At 46.0% G+C, this 21,009-nt stretch carries 17 protein-coding genes and 1 other RNA gene; 5 read left to right on the forward strand and 13 right to left on the reverse strand.

The annotated features are described in order from the left end of the window. Positions 1-214: 214 nt before the first annotated feature. On the forward strand, positions 215-1,258 hold the full coding sequence (locus tag AC1RNB_RS08940; protein WP_493082331.1) for a Gfo/Idh/MocA family oxidoreductase: 1,044 nt from the start codon (positions 215-217) through the stop codon (positions 1,256-1,258). 54 nt (positions 1,259-1,312) lie between these two features. On the opposite strand, the gene fsa is transcribed toward AC1RNB_RS08940, so the two are convergent. From fsa to AC1RNB_RS08955, 3 genes are all read right to left on the reverse strand, one after another. Continuing rightward, entirely contained in the window at positions 1,313-1,963 is a 651-nt protein-coding gene (fsa, locus tag AC1RNB_RS08945; protein WP_493082332.1) for a fructose-6-phosphate aldolase, read from the reverse strand. A gap of 78 nt (positions 1,964-2,041) precedes the next feature. Beyond that, positions 2,042-2,141, reverse strand: an RNA gene (gene ffs, locus AC1RNB_RS08950) — signal recognition particle sRNA small type. A 129-nt stretch (positions 2,142-2,270) separates the two neighbouring features. Further along, the gene (locus tag AC1RNB_RS08955; protein ID WP_493082333.1) at positions 2,271-3,470 is read right to left on the reverse strand and encodes a type IX secretion system plug protein; all 1,200 of its coding nucleotides are present in this window, start codon (positions 3,468-3,470) and stop codon (positions 2,271-2,273) included. A gap of 174 nt (positions 3,471-3,644) precedes the next feature. On the opposite strand from AC1RNB_RS08955, the gene AC1RNB_RS08960 reads away from it, so the two are divergent. Beyond that, positions 3,645-4,883, forward strand: a complete 1,239-nt coding sequence (locus tag AC1RNB_RS08960; protein WP_493082334.1) for an ABC transporter permease — start codon at positions 3,645-3,647, stop codon at positions 4,881-4,883. A gap of 10 nt (positions 4,884-4,893) precedes the next feature. Here the strand turns inward: AC1RNB_RS08960 and AC1RNB_RS08965 are convergent, their stop codons facing one another. Beyond that, positions 4,894-5,625, reverse strand: coding sequence for an RNA methyltransferase (locus tag AC1RNB_RS08965; protein WP_493082335.1), 732 nt, complete (start codon positions 5,623-5,625; stop codon positions 4,894-4,896). A gap of 5 nt (positions 5,626-5,630) precedes the next feature. Between AC1RNB_RS08965 and tamL the strand changes: the two genes are divergently transcribed. After that, entirely contained in the window at positions 5,631-8,003 is a 2,373-nt protein-coding gene (gene tamL, locus AC1RNB_RS08970; protein ID WP_493082336.1) for a translocation and assembly module lipoprotein TamL, read from the forward strand. Here tamL and truB read toward each other — a convergent pair. Then, positions 7,980-8,708, reverse strand: a complete 729-nt coding sequence (gene truB / locus AC1RNB_RS08975; RefSeq protein WP_493082337.1) for a tRNA pseudouridine(55) synthase TruB — start codon at positions 8,706-8,708, stop codon at positions 7,980-7,982. The two genes, tamL and truB, sit on opposite strands and share 24 nt — an antisense overlap. A 117-nt stretch (positions 8,709-8,825) precedes the next feature. Continuing rightward, positions 8,826-10,304: a proline--tRNA ligase gene (proS, locus tag AC1RNB_RS08980; protein ID WP_493082338.1), complete on the reverse strand. Its 1,479-nt coding sequence runs from the start codon at positions 10,302-10,304 to the stop codon at positions 8,826-8,828. Positions 10,305-10,441: 137 nt separating this feature from the next. On the opposite strand from proS, the gene AC1RNB_RS08985 reads away from it, so the two are divergent. Both AC1RNB_RS08985 and AC1RNB_RS08990 read left to right on the forward strand, forming a co-directional pair. Then, the gene (locus tag AC1RNB_RS08985) at positions 10,442-11,200 is read left to right on the forward strand and encodes a hypothetical protein (protein ID WP_493082339.1); all 759 of its coding nucleotides are present in this window, start codon (positions 10,442-10,444) and stop codon (positions 11,198-11,200) included. A gap of 81 nt (positions 11,201-11,281) precedes the next feature. Next, positions 11,282-12,814, forward strand: coding sequence for an OmpP1/FadL family transporter (locus tag AC1RNB_RS08990; protein WP_493082340.1), 1,533 nt, complete (start codon positions 11,282-11,284; stop codon positions 12,812-12,814). A 66-nt stretch (positions 12,815-12,880) separates the two neighbouring features. Here AC1RNB_RS08990 and AC1RNB_RS08995 read toward each other — a convergent pair whose 3' ends face one another. From AC1RNB_RS08995 to AC1RNB_RS09025, 7 genes are all read right to left on the reverse strand, one after another. Next, the gene (locus tag AC1RNB_RS08995) at positions 12,881-14,950 is read right to left on the reverse strand and encodes a M16 family metallopeptidase (protein ID WP_493082341.1); all 2,070 of its coding nucleotides are present in this window, start codon (positions 14,948-14,950) and stop codon (positions 12,881-12,883) included. Between the two features lie 49 nt (positions 14,951-14,999). Continuing rightward, positions 15,000-16,325, reverse strand: a complete 1,326-nt coding sequence (locus AC1RNB_RS09000) for a M16 family metallopeptidase (protein ID WP_493082342.1) — start codon at positions 16,323-16,325, stop codon at positions 15,000-15,002. Positions 16,326-16,431: 106 nt separating this feature from the next. Next, the gene (miaA, locus tag AC1RNB_RS09005; protein ID WP_493082343.1) at positions 16,432-17,331 is read right to left on the reverse strand and encodes a tRNA (adenosine(37)-N6)-dimethylallyltransferase MiaA; all 900 of its coding nucleotides are present in this window, start codon (positions 17,329-17,331) and stop codon (positions 16,432-16,434) included. A 162-nt stretch (positions 17,332-17,493) separates the two neighbouring features. Continuing rightward, entirely contained in the window at positions 17,494-18,066 is a 573-nt protein-coding gene (locus AC1RNB_RS09010) for an IS1096 element passenger TnpR family protein (RefSeq protein WP_493082344.1), read from the reverse strand. 126 nt (positions 18,067-18,192) lie between these two features. Further along, positions 18,193-19,611 (reverse strand): CCA tRNA nucleotidyltransferase, encoded by a 1,419-nt coding sequence (locus AC1RNB_RS09015; protein ID WP_493082345.1) that lies wholly within the window; start codon positions 19,609-19,611, stop codon positions 18,193-18,195. Positions 19,612-19,643: 32 nt separating this feature from the next. Then, positions 19,644-20,642: a glycosyltransferase family 9 protein gene (locus tag AC1RNB_RS09020; protein WP_493082346.1), complete on the reverse strand. Its 999-nt coding sequence runs from the start codon at positions 20,640-20,642 to the stop codon at positions 19,644-19,646. 57 nt (positions 20,643-20,699) lie between these two features. After that, positions 20,700-20,915 (reverse strand): hypothetical protein, encoded by a 216-nt coding sequence (locus tag AC1RNB_RS09025; protein WP_493082347.1) that lies wholly within the window; start codon positions 20,913-20,915, stop codon positions 20,700-20,702. Positions 20,916-21,009 lie beyond the last annotated feature (94 nt).

The following is a 21,009-nucleotide window of genomic DNA, read 5'->3' on the forward strand; positions in this document are numbered from 1 at the left end:
TCATATCTAACGCCCAGCCAAATGCATCTCCAATCCAAAATCAGCATTAAAACCTATAAAAGCAAAAACGGTAGCAGGAAAATACCCACTACCGTTTAATTACCTATTTTTATTCTTTATAACCGTATCGGATTTTTAGGACGACACACAAATCAAAACATTCACTCATTCACTCATTCACTCATTCACTCATTCACTCACCCACTCATTATCCATGTCTCCCATCAAAACAGCGATCCTCTCTTTCGGTATGTCGGGAAAAATATTTCACGCCCCCTTTATTCACCTTCATTCCGGTTTTGAACTGGTGGGCATCTGGGAAAGATCCAAAACCGATTCTTTAGCGTTTTATCCCGGAATTAGCATCTATCGTTCACTGGAAGAGATTTTAGCAGATGATTCCATCGAACTGGTAGTCGTTAATACCCCTACCGGTACGCATTTCGATTTTGCTAAAAAAGTACTGGAAGCAGGAAAACATGCAGTAGTGGAAAAAGCATTCACTACAACAGTGGCAGAAGCGGTAACGCTGAAAACACTGGCTGATGAAAAAAACCTTTTATTGTCTGTGTTCCAGAACCGTCGATGGGACAGTGATTTCAAAACAGTTAAGAAGATCGTGGAAGATGGCTGGCTGGGCGAGATCATGGAAGCAGAATTTCATTTTGACCGGTTTAAAGATGAACTCAGTCCCAAAGCGCACAAAGAAACCCCTGCCCCAGGTGCGGGAATCTTAAACGACCTGGGACCACACCTGATAGACCAGGCTTTGCATTTATTCGGCAAACCGCAGGCAGTTTTCGCGGATATCCGCATTACCCGCCCAGGTTCAAAAGTGGATGATTATTTTGAGATCCTGCTCTACTACCCTATGCTGCGCGTTCGGTTGAAATCGGGTTACCAGGTGCGGGAACCCTTCCCTTCCTATGTGATCCATGGGCGCAAAGGATCTTTCCACAAATCAAGAGCAGATGTACAGGAAGTGAAATTACTTGCCAACGAAAAGCCCAACCTCACTGATTGGGGAACGGAGCCCATATCGGAGCAGGGTTTACTGCATACAGAAAAAGACGGTCAGGTGATCCGCGAGCGGATCCCAACGCTACAGGGTAATTATTATGGTTACTACGACAGCATCCATCAATCCATTCGAGAAGGCAAACCGGTGCAGGTATCTGCCATGGATGGCATACAGGTGATGCAGATCATTGAAGCCGCAAGAGAGAGTAGCCAGGAAAGAAAAGTAATTGAACTATAAAAGTAAAGCCTCCCGAAATGAGAGGCTTACTTTTTATATTATGTACGAAGGTGATTACATTTTTTTTGCGTCTTCCAGAAACTGGGCCAACCCGATATCAGTTAACGGATGTTTCAATAATCCCAGAATAGAGCTTAACGGACAGGTACAAACATCAGCACCCAGTTCTGCAGCTTTGATAATATGTAGTGCATTGCGGATAGAAGCAGCCAGAATTTCGGTTTTGTAACCCTGTATATCAAAAATATGACGGATCTGACCAATCAGCTCCATACCATCCCAACCACTATCATCGATACGGCCAATAAAAGGAGACACATAGGAAGCTCCAGCTTTAGCAGCCAGGATAGCTTGTCCGGCAGAGAAAATCAGCGTACAGTTAGTACGGATCCCATTATCGGTAAACCATTTGATGGCTTTGATACCGTCTTTGATCATCGGCACTTTTACCACGATATTGGGGTGAATGGCGGCGAGTTTTTTACCTTCTTCTACCATACCGGCAAAATCAGTAGATAATACTTCGGCACTGATATCCCCATCCACCAGTTCGCAAATGGCTTTGTAATGCTGTGCAATGGCTTCTTCACCTTTTATACCTTCTTTGGCCATCAGGCTGGGATTGGTGGTAACACCATCCAGGATTCCTAAATCATTGGCTTCTTTGATCTGGGCGAGATTGCCCGTGTCGATAAAAAATTTCATAGATTCATTTCGGATTAACGGATGGCGGATTAACGGATTTTTTGCCTTCCGTTAATTCGCCGTCCGCGAATAGAAAAAAAGTGGCAGGCTACTCACATCGCACCGCTACAACCGCTTATCCTTGCTGCATTCCTGCCCTGGGGAAGTTCAGCAGGAGCTGGTCGTGTGAGACCTGCCGGCGCAAAAATAAGGGTTGGCAGGTAAATCCGGCGATTTTTTTAGAGATTCTGATTTCCCGGAAATTAAAACAAGGGGTTCTTTCATTCTCAACGGAAACAGCTAGCCTTTTTCCAGGATTCCGGCAACATTAAAACCCAGGCCTTCCCGTTCTGGAATTAACGGTGGTAATCCCTACCAGTTCATCATGCCTGCTGCTGAAAGAGCGGTAGTAAAAAAGAACCGTATACTCATTCTCCGTTTCCCAGTAATTACCCTCTGTTAAAGCCGGATCCGCTTTTTCTTCCGGCCGTTTATTGTCTTTGGTTACATAGGTATAACTGTAATAACCCTGTTTCAGTAAAAGGGTTTTGGTATATACACCATTTGCCGCATCATACTGCATGCGGGAGGTATCTCCTATCTGGTTTCCCGTAAACTCGCCCAGAATATACACAGACTTACCTGCAAATGGCTGGTTATTGGCAGGCGCAAACGTAAAATGCACATTGGCATACTCAGATTGCCACCAGGGATTTAACGACTCAGTGGTATTGATCTCATCCCAGCCGTTCCTATCCCTGAAAAACAGGTAGCGAAGATTATTTCTTTCTACGTCGGGTTTGATAAACACTTCGTTGGGTGTTTTGCTTTTATCTACTTTATCCATCCTGTCGCTGAGAAACCGAAAACTCTGCAGATCGGCCCAACGATATTCTTTTCCTGCGGGGAAAATACAATCCTGTTCAGCGTTATACTCCATCATCTTTCCCCTGATAAAAGTGGGCTGTATATTCCGGATCGCATCATCCCAGCGATTGTTCTGCAGGATCACGATTTTGGTCTGCTGCGGACTAAGAATATTCAGTTGCTGCGTATTCACCGCCAGCTGTATTTTCTGGTGTGTACGTAGAATTTCGTTATCGAATGGCTGCTGCACCTGCGCCCCTACACTGGCCCGGCTGTCTACTACCAGCATCCTTTTCGTAAAAGCCAGTTTGGACGTATCCGCATCCAGGTACACTTTCAGCAGATAATTACCGCTTTTGGTGGGAATACAGTTTCTGTCGGGCAACAAAGCCTGGTAATGCACATAACGGGTTTCTGCAATAGTAGAAACCCGGTACTGACTGAGCCGGTTCTGCGGAAACCCTTTGATATAATCAAAAGCACTCAGGTCGGCCGGCGTCCAGTCGGCATTACACAACACAAACGTATAGTAATAGTTTTTGGGATACCCGCTCATATCATCAAAATGCAGTTCCAGCTGGTCGGCCGAATTCAGCGAGATCAACGGCAGGCTCTGCTGGTTGTTCTGCTGAAACAGTTTGGGTGTCCGGATATCAGGCATATATACACGATCCGGCTTTCGCTGCGCAACCACAGGCAAAAAGCCGGTTAGCATTAATAATAGAAGAAAGCTATTCCACATACAAAGAATTCTGATTTAAACATACAACATTTCTGTAACCAAATGCTTTTGGGGTATTGCCGGTAGCAGTGTAGTTTTGAATGAACCAAAATCGTGCCGTTGAACCTGGCTTTTTATATCGCCAAAAGGATCGCTTTTAACCGACAGAAAACTTTTTCGCGGTTTATTATCCGTCTGTCCATTACGGCAACCGCCCTGAGTGTGATGGCCATGATCATCACCTTGTCTTTTGTGAACGGCTTTCAGCAAACTGTATCGGAGAAAGTGTTCAGTTTCTGGGGACATGTTCGCGTACAGAAATATGAGCCCAACAAATCGCTGGTGGCAGAAGAAACGGCCATAGAAAAAGACAGTGCCATTGAAGCGCTGATCAAAAAAGATCCGGGTGTACAGCAATTACAGGGTTTTGCCACCAAATCGGCGGTACTCGAAAAAAACAAAGAGATTGAAGGCGTATTACTGAAAGGAATTGAGAGAAGTTACGACAGCAGCCGCCTCTACCCTTTTCTCAGGCAGGGCCGCTGGATCCGTTTTAATGATTCCTCTTACAGCAAAGAGATCCTCTTATCCAGCCAGCTGGCTGCCCAACTGAAAATTGAACTCGCTGATACCATCACCGTCTACTTTATCTCAGGTATTGATGGTTCCCGTACCTATCGTAAGCTGACCGTAGTAGGCATTTACAAAACAGGCATAGAGGAATACGACAAGCTTTTTGTACTGGGCGATCTGGACCTGATCCGCCGGGTAAATGATTGGGCGCCGAACCAGACCGGTGGGTATGAGATTTTTCTGAAGGATTACCGGTCCATTGACAGCGTAAGCAACCGTTTATCTGATGCGTTACCTGCTACCTGGATGAGCCGCAGTATCCGGGAAGTGTATCCCAATATCTTCGACTGGCTCAGTATACAGGATATGAACAGGAATGTGATTTTTATTGTCATGTCGGTAGTGGCCATCATCAACCTGATCACCTGCCTGCTGATACTGATACTGGAGAGAACCCGGATGGTGGGCATTTTAAAAGCATTGGGTGCCGCAGACGGGCTGATCCGAAAGTTATTCCTCTACCATGCCACCGTTATCACTTTCACGGGTATTGGCACAGGTTTTATCCTCGGAACCGGCATCTGTCTCTTACAACAAGTCACAGGTTTTATCCGGTTGGATGAAGCTTCCTATTATGTTGCTGTTGCCCCTGTGTATATTATCTGGTGGCAACTTTTACTGGTTTGTGCCGCCACTGCCGTGGTTTGTTATCTCGCACTCATCATCCCCACCTGGCTGATCAAAAAAATTGAGCCGGTTAAAGCGATACAGTTCAGATAAAACAGTTCAGTTACAATGCCGGCCGGGTAAGATGCGATATAATGATGCCCGCTGCTACTGCCGCATTCAGCGATTCGGCCCCTCCGATGCGCGGGATGGTGATGGGATGAGAAACAAAGGTCAGCAGATCAGCCTGAATTCCCTTTGATTCATTCCCGATCAACAGGATACCCTCTTTCAGCGGCGCAACCTCGTACATATTCTGCCCGTTCAGTAATGCACCATATACCGGTACAGTAGCTGCAGATAGAAAATCAGCCAGCGGCCTGTAGCAGACTTTCACTCTTGCATAACTTCCCATAGTGCTCTGGATCACTTTGGGATTGTACAGCTCTACCGTATCCATACTGGCCACCAACTGGTAAATGCCGAACCAGTCTGCGATCCGGATAATGGTGCCCAGGTTACCGGGGTCCTGAATAGTATCGAGCACAAGGGTTAATTGTTTGGCCAGCACGGGTTCTGCAGCAGGGCCGGGCTGTTCTACCAAGGCCAATACCTGGTTGGGGGTCTGCAGATTACTGATCTTTTTCAGCTCCTCTTCGGTGATCACTGTTAGTTGAGGCAGGTGGCTGTGTTTTTCTCCCCAAACGGGTAAAGCATATATCTTCCGGACATTTAGGCCGGTTTGCAGCAGTTCTTCCACCAGTTTGGCACCTTCTACCAGAAACAGCCGTTCTTCCTGCCTTTGTTTTTTCTGGCACAAAGATTGGATATATTTGAGCTCATTCTTGCTTAACATTCTGTATGGGTTTGACCTTTCATAAATTACCTTTTCGTTCTTTTCTCTTTTTCACCCTGCTGGCACTCTTCAGTTCCTGTTCGGTATTGAATTTTACCAGTGTCAGAAATTATCCGGCAAACAAAGCCTTTGTTTACGAAAACAAGGTCGACCTCACAGGAAATATTTCCAAAGATGAGAAAAAACGTCTGTCAGAAGAACTGGTAAATTACTGGGATGACAGCCTGAAAGTACCAAAGATTCAGCAGTTCGGGATTTTTTACAAAATCAAAAATCCACCGGTATTCGACTCTGCCAATATTAACCGCTCCGTTTCGCTGATGAATGCCTACCTGAATTCGCAGGGGTATTACTATGCTACGTTTGCCGATTCAATCAGGATCGATACCGTGAAAGACCAGATCCGCGCCAAAGTAAGTATGGCCATTGAAGCGGGTAAAAACATCAAGATCGATTCTGTATCTTTTCAGCTGGGAGATACCACCCTGCAAAAACTAACCAAAGAGGTAGAAGCCAGTACCCTGCTGAAAAAAGGCGAACCATTTACCAAAAATCTGATCAGTGCAGAACTTGACAGATTGGTGAGTGTTTACCGGCAGAATGGTTATTACCGCTTTACACGGGATGATATTTATGCAGAGGCCGATACAACCGATCCCCGTTTATTACAACTAACACTCGATCCCTTTAAGCAGGCCCAGATCATTGCAGACGCGGCCAAAGACAGAAGGGAGAATCCCACCTGGGATTTCACCATCTTTAAAAGACCAACTACCGACTCTGCCCGTCTAAAACAATATTATATCGGCCAGATGTATTATTACCCGGAAACCAAAATGACCGATATCCCCGACAGCCTGTTGAAAAAAACAGACTTTCTCGATACCACCCGCAGAGGCATAACCATGCGTTACAAAAAAGGGTTGTTCAACTACCGGCCATTGCGTGAACACACTTATCTGCGCAGAGGTAGTTTATACAATGAGAATAACTATTTCAAAACGATCAATACACTCGGACAAATAGGTGCCTGGCAACAGGTAGATGGCAGGCCGGAAATCAGGGGTGGAGATAGCCTGGATATTTATTTTTTCCTCGTTCCGGCTATCAAACAGAATTTTACGGTAGACCTGGAAGGCAGCCGCAATACAGCAGATATCGGATTGGGTAATCTGTGGGGAATCTCTACCAATTTCGCCTACAACAATAAAAATGTATGGAAAAGTGCCATCCAGTCCTTAACCACTTTGCGGACGGGAGTGGAACTGAGTCTGCTCACCAGTAACCAAAGCCGTTTACTGCAGACCTTCCTGATCAATGTGGGGCATACCTATGCTTTTCCGAAACTGATTGTGCCTTTCAAAAACTGGCGGGCCCTAAACCGGCTCGATAATAAAAAGACACTGTTTTCTGTGAATGGATCTTATGTAGACAGAAGAGATTTTTACCAGTTGCGTTCGCTGGTAACCAGCTGGGGATATGAATGGAAAAAGGGCAATAATATGTGGTTGTACAAACCCTTGAATATAGAGTTGTATGCGATTGACACCCTGGATGGATTGCGGAAGCTCTTTGTAGATAACCCTTTTCTGCGAACTTCTTTCAACTCAGGAAGGGTGATCAGCCAGAGTCTGTCACTGATCCGGAATTTTAAAAATGCCAATAACCCGGATAAAAGTCATTATATGCGTATCGGTATTGAAGAAGCCGGTGGCATGTTTGGTTTGATCAGCAGCTTACGTGATGAGGTATACCGATATATCAAAGTAGAAGCAGAATATCGTGCTTCTCTGAAAATGCGGAAAACAGAACTGGCTTACCGGGCTTTTGCAGGTGTGGGATATAACTATGGTAACGATTCCACCAGAGATAAGACCCTGCCTTTCTTTAAACAGTTCTCCGCCGGTGGTCCCTACAGCATGCGTGCCTGGGGTTTGCGGCAGCTCGGACTCGGTAGCTCGCGCAGAAGTGAAGCCGATACCACCAGCAACAGTTATCGTGACAGATTCGGGGATCTGCAGTTCGAAGCTAATATCGAATATCGTTTCCCCTTAACCAGTATTGCCGGTGTAAAAATCGGAAGTGCTTTGTTCGCAGATATTGGCAATGTCTGGAATATCAAAACCAACTCGCTTGATCCGGATGCAAAATTTTCGCTGAAAAACCTTGGGCGAGATCTGGCCATTGGCGTGGGTACCGGGCTCCGAATCGATTTTTCTTATTTCCTGATCCGGCTCGATCTCGCCTATAAAGTAAAAGACCCTGCCCGGCAATACAACAATGGCTGGATGGATAAATTCCAGTGGTCTGAAAACCGGGACAATGGTTTAAAAGTAAACAACTATGCACTGCAGTTAGGCATTGGTCTCCCCTTCTGATGAAGCGGCCGCCAGTTGCCTGATCTCCTGCTCAAAACTGTTTATCGATTGCGCATCTTCCACTGAGAATACTCCGATCCTTGTTCTGCGCAGACTGCTCATATAACCACCAACCCCCAGTGCCGCCCCAAAATCATGGGCGAGGCTGCGGATATAAGTTCCGGTAGAACATACCACACGGAAATATACCACCGGCATGGCTATCTTTTCTATCGTAAAAGAATAAATGGTAACCGGCCGTGGCTCCAGTTTCACGTCCACCCCTTTTCTGGCGGCAAGGTATACGGGTTTACCTTCCTGTTTAATAGCAGAGTGAATAGGTGGCACCTGCATAATTTCTCCGGTAAACTGTTCGGTAGCTTTCTGTATAGCTGCTTCGGTGAGGTGAGAATAATCTTTGAGATCCTGTGGTTCACTTTCCAGATCGTAGGTAGGTGTAACGGCACCCAGTGTAAAAGTGCCTGTATACTCCTTCTCCATCCCCATGTATTCATTGATCTTTTTGGTAAACTTTCCCGTACAAACGATCAGCAAACCCGTAGCCAGGGGATCCAGTGTACCCGCATGTCCCACTTTCATCACCCGTGTAATGTTCCGGATCTTCCGTACCATATCGAAAGAAGTCCAGCGCAGGGGTTTATCAAACAATAAAACCTTACCATCCAGGTAAGGCTGCATATAATCGGGTAAGGGCTTTTGCTTCATGGGCAAGGAATATAGAACAGATGAACAGAAGAACAGATGAACAAGGATCGGAAACCATTTGATCAATCATGCTCCCCTTCTTCTGTTCATCTGTTCCTTGCTCCTCTGTTCCTCTGTTTAATAGGCTCTGGCAAATAACACCCGCTGTGTAGAAGGATTACCGGTTAAAATACATTTTCCTTCTTCCTGTGGGTTATCCAATGGGATACAACGGATCGTAGCTTTACAAAGCTCCTTGATCCTGTCTTCTGTTGCTGCAGTGCCATCCCAGTGTGCTGATACAAATCCGCCCTTGTTATCGAGCAGTTGTACAAACTCATCCCAGTTATCAGTTTTGGTAATACGCTCATCGCGGAACTGTTTGGCTTTATTGAACATACTGATCTGGATCTCATCCAGCAGGTTCTTCACATGAGCCTCAATGCCATCCATGCTAACTGTATTCTTTTCTTTGGTATCCCTTCTCGCTACTTCCACCACATTGTTCTGCAGATCACGCGCACCAATGGCCATACGTACCGGCACCCCTTTCAGTTCATACTCGGCAAATTTCCATCCGGGTCTGGCATTATCAGAATCATCGTATTTCACAGATACGCCCATTGCTTTCAGGTTTTTCACGATCTCTCCTACTTTCTCATCAATCTGCGCTTTCTGCTCATCCCCTTTGTAAATGGGAACGATCACTACCTGCACCGGTGCAATACGCGGTGGCAGTATCAGACCATCATCATCACTATGCGCCATTACCAGGGCGCCGATCAAGCGGGTACTTACACCCCAGCTCGTAGCCCATACATAATCCAGTTTATTATCCCTGTCGGTAAATTTCACATCAAAAGCTTTCGCAAAGTTCTGTCCCAGAAAATGAGAAGTACCTGCCTGTAAAGCCTTGCCATCCTGCATCAGCGCCTCTATACAATAGGTATCTTCTGCGCCGGCAAAACGTTCGTTCGGACTCTTCACTCCTTTAATCACCGGTAATGCCATCCAGTTTTCTACAAAATCGGCATATACTTCCAGCATTTTTTTGGTTTCCACAATCGCTTCCGCAGCAGTGGCATGCGCTGTATGTCCTTCCTGCCAGAGAAATTCGGCCGTACGGAGAAACAAACGGGTACGCATCTCCCAGCGAACCACATTGGCCCATTGGTTAACGAGGATGGGAAGATCGCGGTATGATTGGATCCACCCTTTATAGGTATTCCAGATAATGGCTTCACTGGTTGGACGAACCACCAGTTCTTCTTCCAGTTTGGCTTCCGGATCCACCATCAGTTTGCCTTTGTTATTGGGATCGGCTTTCAGTCGGTAATGGGTAACTACGGCACATTCTTTGGCAAAACCTTCTGCGTTCTTCTCTTCGGCTTCAAACAGGCTCTTGGGAACAAACAGAGGAAAGTATGCATTTTGATGTCCCGTGTCTTTGAACATCCGGTCCAGCACATCACGCATGTTTTCCCATAGGGCAAAGCCATAGGGTTTGATGACCATACAACCCCTTACCGCACTATAATCTGCCAAACTTCCCTTGATCACCAGATCGTTATACCATTGCGAATAATCCTGCGCCCGTGAAGTAATTTCCTTACCCATATTATTTAACTTTCTTTTAACATATTAAAACACTTACAATTGTTAGTTGGCAAAGGATTTGTCACATAATTGTAAGTTGCCTCATCGCTGCGCAAATGTAGGTAACTTCACATTATCTAATCCTTCAATCCTGCAGTATGAAACATGTTTTACTCTTATCAGCTATCAGCTTAACGCTGTTCACAGGGTGCTCCACTGCTTTTAAAGCTGGCCAGACACCCGACGATGTCTATTTTTCACCAGGCCGTGAGATAGTGCAGGATGAAAAAGTGCAGCAAAAACAAAAGGCCGAATACCAGGAATATGTAAGCAGTATGGATGATCGCTATCTCCGTATGAAGATCGCCAACCGTTATCGCTGGAGCAGTATCGATAATTTTGATTACTGGTATGATAGCCGCTATGATTTTGGTAATTATAACTACCAATATTATAGTGGACTGAACCCTTACTGGAATCCCCGCTTGGGTTATGGTGGAGCCTATTATCCCGGCAATTATGGCTGGGGCTGGAGTAGTCCGGTGTATACAGTGGTTCATTATTATACCATTCCTACTACGCCCGGCGGTTATACTTCCGGCAGTAATATTCTGGCCTACCGCAATAAGAGTTATAACAACGATAACTATGGCTACCGCGATCCCAAAACGGGTGGTTTTGTACCCAGCAGCGGCAGCAGCAATTTCGGTAGCCTGCTGAAGCGGGTATTCAGTGGTAGTGGTACAGCTAATGCCTACAGTTACGACAGGCCGGCAAGAACCTTCTCCAATACGACGCCTTCGAGTAACAATCCAACCAGATCTGTGTCTACCCCCAGCAGCAATGCCGGCGGTACCAGTGGCGGGTTCAATAGCACCGGTACCAGTACCAGCACAGGCCGGGGAGGCAGGGGCTGATCTCACTCATCTTATTTCAGTTAACTCAGTAAAACGGTGTATCCTGTTTTGAGGGACCATCGTATATCCAAAACCATTTGTATGAAAAAAGTATTACTGCTTATATTTTCAATAACCACTATCAGTGCCATGGCACAGAACCCTGACGATGCTTTACGCACCGCCTGGTTTACACAGAACGGTACCGCACGTAATATGGCCACAGGAGGTGTTATGGGTTCTTTGGGTGGAGATATCACCGCCAACCATGTAAATCCTGCGGGTATCGGTTTGTTTAAAACCAATGAATTTGTCTTGAGTCCGGGTTTTGGGTTGAACAAAAACAAATTCAATTACCGAGGCACGGATACCAGCAATAACAAAAACAATTTCAATTATGGTGCCATGGGTTTCATCTTCAGTTCTTCCAATACCAGGGGAGAAAAAAAATGGACCAGCAGCGCCATTGCCCTTTCGGTGAATCAACTGGCTAATTATAATAACCGGATCCAGTTCAAAGGATTTAATAATCTCAGTTCCTTCACCGAACAATACCTCGAAGAACTGACCAAAGACAGGGCCGATACCAATGCAGCACTGAGCAATTATATTTTCGGTTCTTCCCTCGCTTTCAGAACTTTTCTGGTAGATACACTCAGCGGACCCGGTGGCAGTGTAGCCGGTTACCAGAGCCTTGTTCCCATTTCAAGCGGTGTTAACCAATTGTATGATGCCAGTACTTTTGGCGGTTACCACGAAATTGCACTGGGCCTGGCCGGTAACCTCGAAGATAAAATGTATGTGGGTGGCAGTGTTACCATTCCCCTCATCAATTACCGCCGCGAACTGGTGTACAGCGAAACGGATGCTACTACCCGAACAGATAACCAGTTTCAATCATTCGAATACAAAGAAACCTTCAGCTCAAAAGGCATTGGTATAGGTGTTAAACTGGGTGTTATCTACAAACCACAGGAACACTGGCGTATTGGTTTTGCTTTTCACAGCCCGCAGTTAATGGGTTATACAGACAAGATCAGTTCCTCCATCACCGCCAACACAGAAACCTATGCAGGTATCCGTACTGCCACCAGCAATGAATTAAACAGCGGCAGAGCAGGCGAAAGAAAATATAACATGACCACTCCCTGGAGAGCGATCGCGAGTGCCAGTTATGTTTTTCGCGAAATCAGCGATACCCGGCAACAGCGTGCTTTTATCAGTGCCGATCTCGAATATGTGAACTATCGTGGTGCCCGTTTTTCGCCCGCCAACAAATCTGATAATGCCCTGCGCGATTATTATGATATACTGAACGATGGCATTAAAGACAGCTACAAAGGCAATATCAATCTGCGTGTGGGTGGCGAATTAAAATTACACACCATTATGTTCCGCCTCGGTGGTGCCTATTATGGCAGTCCTTATGCAGATGATGCCATCAAAGCCAACCGTATTCTCGCAACAGGTGGACTGGGCTACCGCGATCATGGCATTTTCATTGATCTTACCTATTCACATATGTTTACCCAGGATGCCCAGTTTGCTTACCGGCTGAATGATAAGCCCAACACTTTTGCAGAACAAAGAGGCGGAAGAGGTACCGTGATGATGACTTTTGGTTTTAAATTCTGATCCCGTTCCCTATAAAACAAAAGGGCGGCTATGTATGGCCGCCCTTTTGTTTTATAGGGGTTTCATCTATTTCAGATCGTCCAGTTTCAATCCCTGGTTCACTTTTACATCCGCCAGTTCGATATTGATCTTGAACTGACCTGTATCCAGCGTTGTTTTTACAGGGAGTTTCACGCCGTTATAAGACTTGAATTCAGTATTGGTAATCGTGATAGTGGCATTTCCGGCAGGTGTTTCCTGCGTACGGGTTTCTTTTACACGCAAGCCGGATGCCAGCTCGTAATAGAAATTAAACACCCTTCCTTTGGGCGATCTGACTTCTACGTTATACGCATCCTTTCCTTCCACCTGTTCAATACCTTTTACCGTATAACTGTATCCACCTTTTTTCTGCATGTATATTTCAGGGATTAACGAAGCCACTTCATCCAGCTCCTCTTTATTCTCTTCTTTCAAAGTTTGCTCCATGCCCTGCTGCACCACAGAATAAGTACCGTTTTTGGTTAACTGCTTGGCCAGCGACATTCCACCCATACTCAGGTTCTGCAGGTAACCCGAAGGCAGCACATACTGTGCAGAAAAATCGAGGTTTTGCCCCATCACACTGGCTGCACCGGTCATGGTCACATCTTTCAGGCTGCCAATGGCAGCTTCCCCACCCTGTGCTTCAATGGCTTTGCTGAAAACTGTCTGTGCCGTAACACCCGCATCCACTTTCTTTTCAGTGGGGGCTGCTTTTTCATTACCGTACACATCAAAATATTTCACCTCCCCGTATTTCTCCAGTCCGGGAGCGATCTGTTTGGCATTTCCTACAATCACAATATGCATATTTCCGGGCAACACATATTTGGTGGCCACCGACTGCACCATTTGTGCATCTACCGCAGACAAATTCTTGAGGTAATTCTGGTAATAATCTTTGGGCAAACCATAGCGTGCCACATTCAGGGCAAAATTGGCAATGGTAGCCGGACTTTCCAGCGAACGGGCAAATCCGCCGCTCATTTCGTTTTTGGTTTGATTGAGTTCTTCGGCGTTTACCGCTTCCTTGCGCAAACGGTTCAGTTCTACAAAAAACTGACCGATGGCACTGTCTGTTTTTTCATTACGAACAGAAGCACTGGCCGTGAAATTACCCACCAGTCTGTCGGCAGTTAACTGCGAGTAAGCACCATAAGTAAAGCCATATTTTTCACGGAGATTTTTATACAACCTGCTGGAAGAACCACCGCCAAGCAGTGTATTCATCACAGATCCCGCAATCGCATCCGGCTGGCCGGGTTTGTACAAAACCGGTGTTACCAGGTTGATCACACTTTGTACAGAACTGGGCCTGTCTACGATCGCGATATAGGTTTTAGCAGGTGGTGCTGGTGTGGTAAACGAAGGGGCAGGTACATCTGCCTTCTGCCAGCTACCCAGATGGGTCTCTGCCAGTTTCCTGGCTTCTTCTGTGGTAATATCTCCCACAAAAATCAGATAGGCGATATTCGGCTTCCAATAGGTACTGTAATAGGTACGGATATCTTCTACGGTCACTTTTTTCACACTTTCTTCTGTCTCCACTTCACCATAAGGATGTGTTTTGCCATACACCAGTCTGCTCACCACATTGGAAGCAATCGCGTTGGCGTCTTCCTTGTTCTGTGCCAGTGCGGATAAAGCCTGGCGGCGGATCTTCTCCAGTTCATCTGCCGGGAACGAGGGACGTAAGGCGATATCTGCCATCAATGCAAATACTTTCGGAAAATTATTTTTCAGCGAACCGCCACTTACATTTTTAGCGGAGGTATTGATATTGGCACCGAGAAAATCGATCTCCTCATCCAGTACCGCTTTTTTCATGGTGGTGGTTCCTCTCCGTAATAACTGTCCGGCCATACTTACGAGACCTGCTTTATCACCTTCGGCGATGGCTTCCCGGTCGATGGTGAGGGTGGCCGATACACGGGGCAATTTGGTATTCTGCACCACAAAAACACGCAGTCCGTTGGCCAGTGTAAAAGAAGCGGGCTCTCCCACCTTGATCACTGGTGCCGGACCGGGTTTGGGGGCTTTGGTTCTGTCAATTTTCGCCTGTGCCAGTAAAGCTACGGGTGCGGCTATCAGAAAAGAAAAGAATATTTTTTTCATGGTCTTTTGTTTAGTTGGTTGAGAACAGGATCCTCATATAGATTGCAGTTTATTTCTTACTGCCCTTGGGTACATAATACAGGGTTACCCTGTTTTCTTTGTTCAGGTATTTCTGCGCTACTTTCATCAGGTCTTCGCGGGTAACTTTGTTGTAGCGGTTGATCTCAGTGTTCACCAGGTTGGCATCGCCAAAATACACCTGGTAATCGGCCAGCGATTCTGCAATACCGGCCATGGAAGCATTTTTATTCACAAAATCGGTGGTGATCTTGTTGCGCACTTTTTCAAATTCCCTTTCGCCAACCAGGTCATTCTTCACACCATCCACTACTACCTGGATCTCTTTTTCAAGATCTTCCGGTTTTACATTCATATTGGCAATACCGAATGTGATGAACAATCCTGCATCTTCCAGTGCATAGTTAAAAGCACCTGCCTGCACGGCCAGTTGTTTTTCGTCCACAATGGCTTTGTTCATCCGGGAAGAATTTCCGCCCGATAACAAGGAAGACAATACATTGAAGGCATAATACTCATCACTTCCCTGTTTGGGCGAGTGATAAGCCTGTACCACGGCTGGTAATTGAATATTATCTTCTATCACATCTCTTACTTCTCCACCCAATGCCGGTTCGGTTACTGTAGGTCTGGGAATCGGCTTCTTACCTTTGGGAATGGAGCCGAAATAACCATTGATCTGCTGTTTCAGCTGCGGGATATCGATATCGCCGGCAATACTCAACACACAATTATTGGGCACATAAAATGTTTGATAAAAATTAATGAAATCAGCCAGTTTGGCCCGGCTCAGGTGTTCCAGGGAACCAATGGGCTGCCACTTATACGGATGTACTTTAAACGCCCGCTTAAAGATCTCACCAATGATAGTTCCATAAGGCTGGTTATCGATGCGCTGGCGCTTTTCTTCTTTTACCACTTCTTTCTGCGTGTTCACACCAATGTCTTCGATCTTGGCATGCAACATGCGCTCACTTTCGAGCCAGAGTCCGAGTGCTACCTGGTTACTGGGAAAGAGTTCGAAATAATAGGTTCTGTCCTGCGTAGTATTGGCATTGTTATACCCTCCCGCATTGGAAGTGTATTTATCAAAATCACCCCGTTTCACATTGGCACTTCCTTCAAACATCAGGTGTTCAAAGAAGTGAGCGAAACCGGTGCGGGCCGTGTCTTCGTTTTTAGACCCTACATGATACAAAGCTGATACCGCTACCACAGGTGCAGACTTATCCTGGTGCAGAATCACTGTTAATCCATTCGGAAGGGTGTACTTTTCAAACGCAATTTTAGGCGCCTGTGCCAGCAGGGTACTGCTGACTAACAGCGCTGCCGGTAGTACGAATAACCATTTTCTCATAAAATACTTTTTTGATAGATTTCTGGAACGCAATACGCGAAAGATAACGAATCAGCAATATTTGTAATAAAACAGGGAGAATTATTACACAAAAGGCGCAGGATTTTTAACCTTTTATTTTTCCGTACACGAGCGGAAGGGATTCGGCAGCCGGCAACAGCCATTCAAATGCCGCATCCTTCCTGAACCAGGTCAGTTGTCGTTTGGCATAGTGCCGGGTATTGGTCTTGATATTCGTAACGGCTTCTTCCAGGCTGCACCTGCCATCCAGGTGATCAAAGAGTTCTCGGTAACCTACGGTCTGCAGTGCATTGTGGAGTCGGTAAGGCAAAAGCGACTTTACTTCGTTCAACAAACCTTGCTCCATCATCTGGTCTACCCGCAGGTGAATGCGTTGGTGTAAAATTTCCTTCGGCAGATCAAGGCCGATCTTCACCACCCGGAAAGGGCGTTCCGCTTTTTTAGCCGTTCTGAAAACGATGATGGATTGGCCTGTGGCATTAAATACCTCCAGCGCACGCATTAATCGCTGCGGGTTCTGTTTTTCGGCTACTTCCCAGAAAGCGGGATCCTTGGTCTGCAACTCTTTCTGTAACCAGATCAGTCCCTTTTGTTCATAACCTTTAATCACATCCTGCCGAACAGCGTCCGGCACTTCCGGCATGGGGGCGATCCCCTCGCAAAAAGCTTTGATATATAATCCAGTTCCTCCTACCATTACAGCAACCGGATTCTTTTGAAAAATCTCATCCGAAGCCGCCAATGCATATTTTTCAAAACTGCCTGCATTCAGGTCTTCAGTAACCGAATGGGAAGCGATAAAATAATGTTTTACCGCAGCCAGTTCCTGCTCCGATGGCCGGGCCACACCGATCTTCATCTCACGATAACACTGTCGTGAATCGGCAGAGATAATATCCGTTTGAAAATGTTTGGCCAGTTCTATGGCAAAAGCCGTTTTGCCTACGGCAGTGGGTCCGGCAATGATGATGATCGTAGGCTGCATAATCAGGTGTAAAAAGGAAACAAAAAGTTGTGTAGCGATTGAACTGTCTAAAAGAAAAAGATGAGGAAATAGAAAAACAGATGGATGGTTTGACCTGAAAACTAAAAACAGCCCAACACATCAATTACAATTGTAAAGGCAACCACTACCTGACAACCGATCCTAAAAATCTTCTTCCTGTCCCGTACTATCGTCTGCCGCTTCTTCTTCATCGGCTTCTGTATCTCCCTCTTCGCCTTCGGTTCCAAATCCTTCGGCCGCCTCGGCGAGGTCGTATTTCTCTTCTATGTCGGCAAATTTGTCTCCGAGCAGACTTTTGGTGCCATACTGTTGCGGACCAATTCCTTCTACGCGGGTTACAGAAGGGTAAGTGATCTTACTGCTTTCTTCCTTACTCACATTGATCAGCTCTACCAGAAACACCCAATGTTTTTCAAAGTCGTATTCGTACACAAATTTCTGGTTGGTATCACGGATCTCGGAACCGATGGTTACATCAGCCATTAATAAAGGTTCCACCACATACGGTTTATCGTAGCGTTCAAAACTGATCTCTCTTCCCTTCTGCCAGTTATCGTTACTACGATAAAAAGTGGCTTTGTGTTTTGAGTCAAACTCATAAGATTTCAAGATCGCAAAATGCAATTCCTGGAAATGCTGCGTGTGTTTGATCACCACATCCCTGTACACTGCATCATCTTCTTCGAGATAGATCCTGAATTTTAATATAGCCATTCGGTTGTGTTGTTTATTGGTTTACTCGTTTATTGGTTTATTGGCATATCCTGCAAAAACACTCACCACTGACTATTCACTACTGACAATTCACCATTCACCATTGCCCATTCACAAAATTACAATTTATTCCACCGCCGACAAGTTCAGTTCGGCAGCTTTTTGAAGCATAAAAGCGTGTGCCGCATCGAAATCGTTGGGGATCAGTCCGTCGAGGATGGCTTCGCGGATAGCATCTTTGATCACGCCCACCGTTCTGCCGGGCGATAACCCGAATTTGGCCATGATCATCTCCCCGGAAATGGGTGGCTGCCAGTTGCGGATTTTGTCATTTTCCTCCACAGCTTCCAGTCGCTGACGCACCAGTTCAAAATTTTTCAGGTACCGTTTTACTTTGTTCGGGTTCTTGCTGGTGATATCCGCTTCGCATAACATCATCAGGTGATCAATATCTTCACCCGCATCAAACAACAAGCGGCGTATGGCGCTGTCGGTGATATTTTCTTTGGTAAGACTGATGGGCCGAAGGTGCAGCATCACCAGTTTCTGTACCATCCGCATCCGTTCATTCAATGGCAATTTAAGACGGGTGAAAATTTTGGGTACCATTCTCGCCCCCACTACTTCATGGCCATGAAAGGTCCAGCCATGGCCCTCTTCAAACTTTTTGGTAGCGGGTTTACCGATATCATGCAGCAGGGCCGCCCAGCGGAGCCAGAGATCATCCGTGTTCGCTGAAATATTATCCAGCACCTGCAGTGTATGATAGAAATTATCTTTATGCCCTTTCCCATCCACATATTCTGCCCCGTAAAGGTCTACCATCTGCGGAAAGATCAGGGCCAATAGTCCGGAGCGGAACAACAGGTCCCAACCCACCGAAGGTTTCTCACTGAGCATGATTTTATTCAGTTCATCTGTAATCCTTTCCTGCGAAACAATTTTAATACGCTGTGCATTATCTGTAATTGCCTGAAAAGTTTCTTCGGCAATCTCAAAATGCAGTTGTGAGGCAAAACGGATCGCCCGCATCATCCGAAGTGGATCGTCACTGAAAGTCTGAACAGGCGCCAGCGGAGTTTGTAAACATTTTCTTTCAATATCCCCCAATCCGTCAAATGGATCCACCAGTTTACCGAAATCTGCCTTATTCAGGCTGATGGCCAGTGCATTGATGGTGAAATCGCGGCGGTTCTGGTCATCTTCCAGCGTACCGGGAACCACTTCGGGTTTGCGGCTATCCTGGCTGTAACTTTCTTTACGGGCGCCTACAAATTCTATCTCAAAATCATCCAGTTTGATCTGTGCTGTACCAAAGGTCTTGAAATAGGCCACGGTGGGGCGCGGCTGAAAGGCATCGGCCACTTTGTGCGCCAGCTCTATCCCATCGCCCATACAAACAATATCTGCATCCTTGGTGGGCCGACCAATGATCTTATCGCGCACAAACCCACCGATCAGGTAACAGGGAACCGACAACGCATCGGCCGCTCCGGCTATCTTCTCCAATATTGCTAACTCCCTATCTGTACATTGAATCTCCATCTGCTGCAAATGTAAGGTGCTTTGCCAATTAATTATTTAGGCAACACAGCCAGCAGTTGTTCGGTAGTGATCTGCCTTGCGCAGTTAAAATGTAACTCCGGACAGGCTTTTTTGCCGTGTAAACCACAGGGGCGGCAAGGCAAAGCAGTGGCCACTTCTACAATATGGCTGTTATCAGACAGGGGGCCAAAGCCAAAAGCCGGTATGGTAGAGCAATATACGGCCGTAACCGGTGCATTAACCGAAGAGGCAAAGTGCATGGGTGCAGAATCGTTTACATAATTCATCACCGCATCCTGCTGCAGGGCCGCTGATTCGAGAAACCGGAGACTGCCAGCCAGATTAACTACGTTGTTGTGAGACGCAGCGCTGCGGATCTCTTCGCATAATTCCTTATCCGATGGAGCACCAATCAGGTATACCTGCAGGTTTTGTGGTAATGCATTCACCAGTTTTATCCATTGGTCTTTGGGGAATTGTTTGGTAAACCATACAGAAGCCGGAGCAATACATACATAGGGTTGCTGCTTCCATTTACGAACTGCCTCCTGATCGGCGGCAGAGGGATATAACCTGGGTTTACCAGCCTTATTGTCTGTGATAGAACGGATCAGCTGGTGATTCCTTTCTATCTCATGCATCGTATGGTCATTCTCGCTGATGATATGACGTACCACATCTGAAAATAAAAAACTGAAGGGGTTCTTATCAAATCCGATAGTTTGCCTGGCTCTGGAAAAAGCCGTCAGCAAACCCGTAGCAGCAAACCGCTGCACATTGATCAGGATATCGTAACGGGTATTACGGATCTGTTTTAATACGGCCAGCAGGTGGGCATATTTGGCTGTTTTTTTATCCCAGCTGATTACTTCACGCAGAAAGGGATGGCCGGTAAACAGGGTTTCATTTCCCTTACGCACAAGAATATCGATTTGCGCATCCGGAAAATGGGCATGTAATTTTTCAAGGATCCCGGTTGCCAGTACCACATCCCCGATAAAAGCAGTTTGTATCACCAGTATTTGCTGCATGGCGTAAAATTAATCAAGTACAGGGAGTTGGTTGAAAAGATTTATCGAACAGACCGTTCACTCGTACTCCAGCTCATTGCTGAAAAATTCCCAATCAAATAAAATAAAACTGGAAGAAATTTTCTGAAGAGATTTGGCCAGCCTGCGTTGCCGGAGAAAGGGCTGTCGCTTCCGGTTCGTGCGTATTACATGAGAATCCAGTCCCAACCCAAGGATGGCCTTGAGAAAAGGTTGCATTTTGTTGTTGGGAATATCGATAACGATTCGGGTCATGTTTGTAATATGCTATAGAAATCTACTTCATATTATTGAAGAATGCAAGTATTTTCAGCTTTATCTATGAAATATTTCTGCCACAGAAACAGGA

The organism is Sediminibacterium sp. GW821-FHT12F12 (assembly GCF_058806635.1).

Excerpts from the sequence above, each read along its gene's own strand:
- AC1RNB_RS08940 (WP_493082331.1), top strand. The coding sequence starts at position 215 with ATGTCTCCCATCAAAACAGCGATCCTCTCTTTCGGTATGTCGGGAAAA.
- fsa (WP_493082332.1), bottom strand. The coding sequence starts at position 1,963 with ATGAAATTTTTTATCGACACGGGCAATCTCGCCCAGATCAAAGAAGCC.
- AC1RNB_RS08955 (WP_493082333.1), bottom strand. The coding sequence starts at position 3,470 with ATGCCTGATATCCGGACACCCAAACTGTTTCAGCAGAACAACCAGCAG.
- AC1RNB_RS08965 (WP_493082335.1), bottom strand. The coding sequence starts at position 5,625 with ATGTTAAGCAAGAATGAGCTCAAATATATCCAATCTTTGTGCCAGAAA.
- tamL (WP_493082336.1), top strand. The coding sequence starts at position 5,631 with ATGGGTTTGACCTTTCATAAATTACCTTTTCGTTCTTTTCTCTTTTTC.
- truB (WP_493082337.1), bottom strand. The coding sequence starts at position 8,708 with ATGAAGCAAAAGCCCTTACCCGATTATATGCAGCCTTACCTGGATGGT.
- proS (WP_493082338.1), bottom strand. The coding sequence starts at position 10,304 with ATGGGTAAGGAAATTACTTCACGGGCGCAGGATTATTCGCAATGGTAT.
- AC1RNB_RS08985 (WP_493082339.1), top strand. The coding sequence starts at position 10,442 with ATGAAACATGTTTTACTCTTATCAGCTATCAGCTTAACGCTGTTCACA.
- AC1RNB_RS08990 (WP_493082340.1), top strand. The coding sequence starts at position 11,282 with ATGAAAAAAGTATTACTGCTTATATTTTCAATAACCACTATCAGTGCC.
- AC1RNB_RS08995 (WP_493082341.1), bottom strand. The coding sequence starts at position 14,950 with ATGAAAAAAATATTCTTTTCTTTTCTGATAGCCGCACCCGTAGCTTTA.
- AC1RNB_RS09000 (WP_493082342.1), bottom strand. The coding sequence starts at position 16,325 with ATGAGAAAATGGTTATTCGTACTACCGGCAGCGCTGTTAGTCAGCAGT.
- miaA (WP_493082343.1), bottom strand. The coding sequence starts at position 17,331 with ATGCAGCCTACGATCATCATCATTGCCGGACCCACTGCCGTAGGCAAA.
- AC1RNB_RS09010 (WP_493082344.1), bottom strand. The coding sequence starts at position 18,066 with ATGGCTATATTAAAATTCAGGATCTATCTCGAAGAAGATGATGCAGTG.
- AC1RNB_RS09015 (WP_493082345.1), bottom strand. The coding sequence starts at position 19,611 with ATGGAGATTCAATGTACAGATAGGGAGTTAGCAATATTGGAGAAGATA.
- AC1RNB_RS09020 (WP_493082346.1), bottom strand. The coding sequence starts at position 20,642 with ATGCAGCAAATACTGGTGATACAAACTGCTTTTATCGGGGATGTGGTA.
- AC1RNB_RS09025 (WP_493082347.1), bottom strand. The coding sequence starts at position 20,915 with ATGACCCGAATCGTTATCGATATTCCCAACAACAAAATGCAACCTTTT.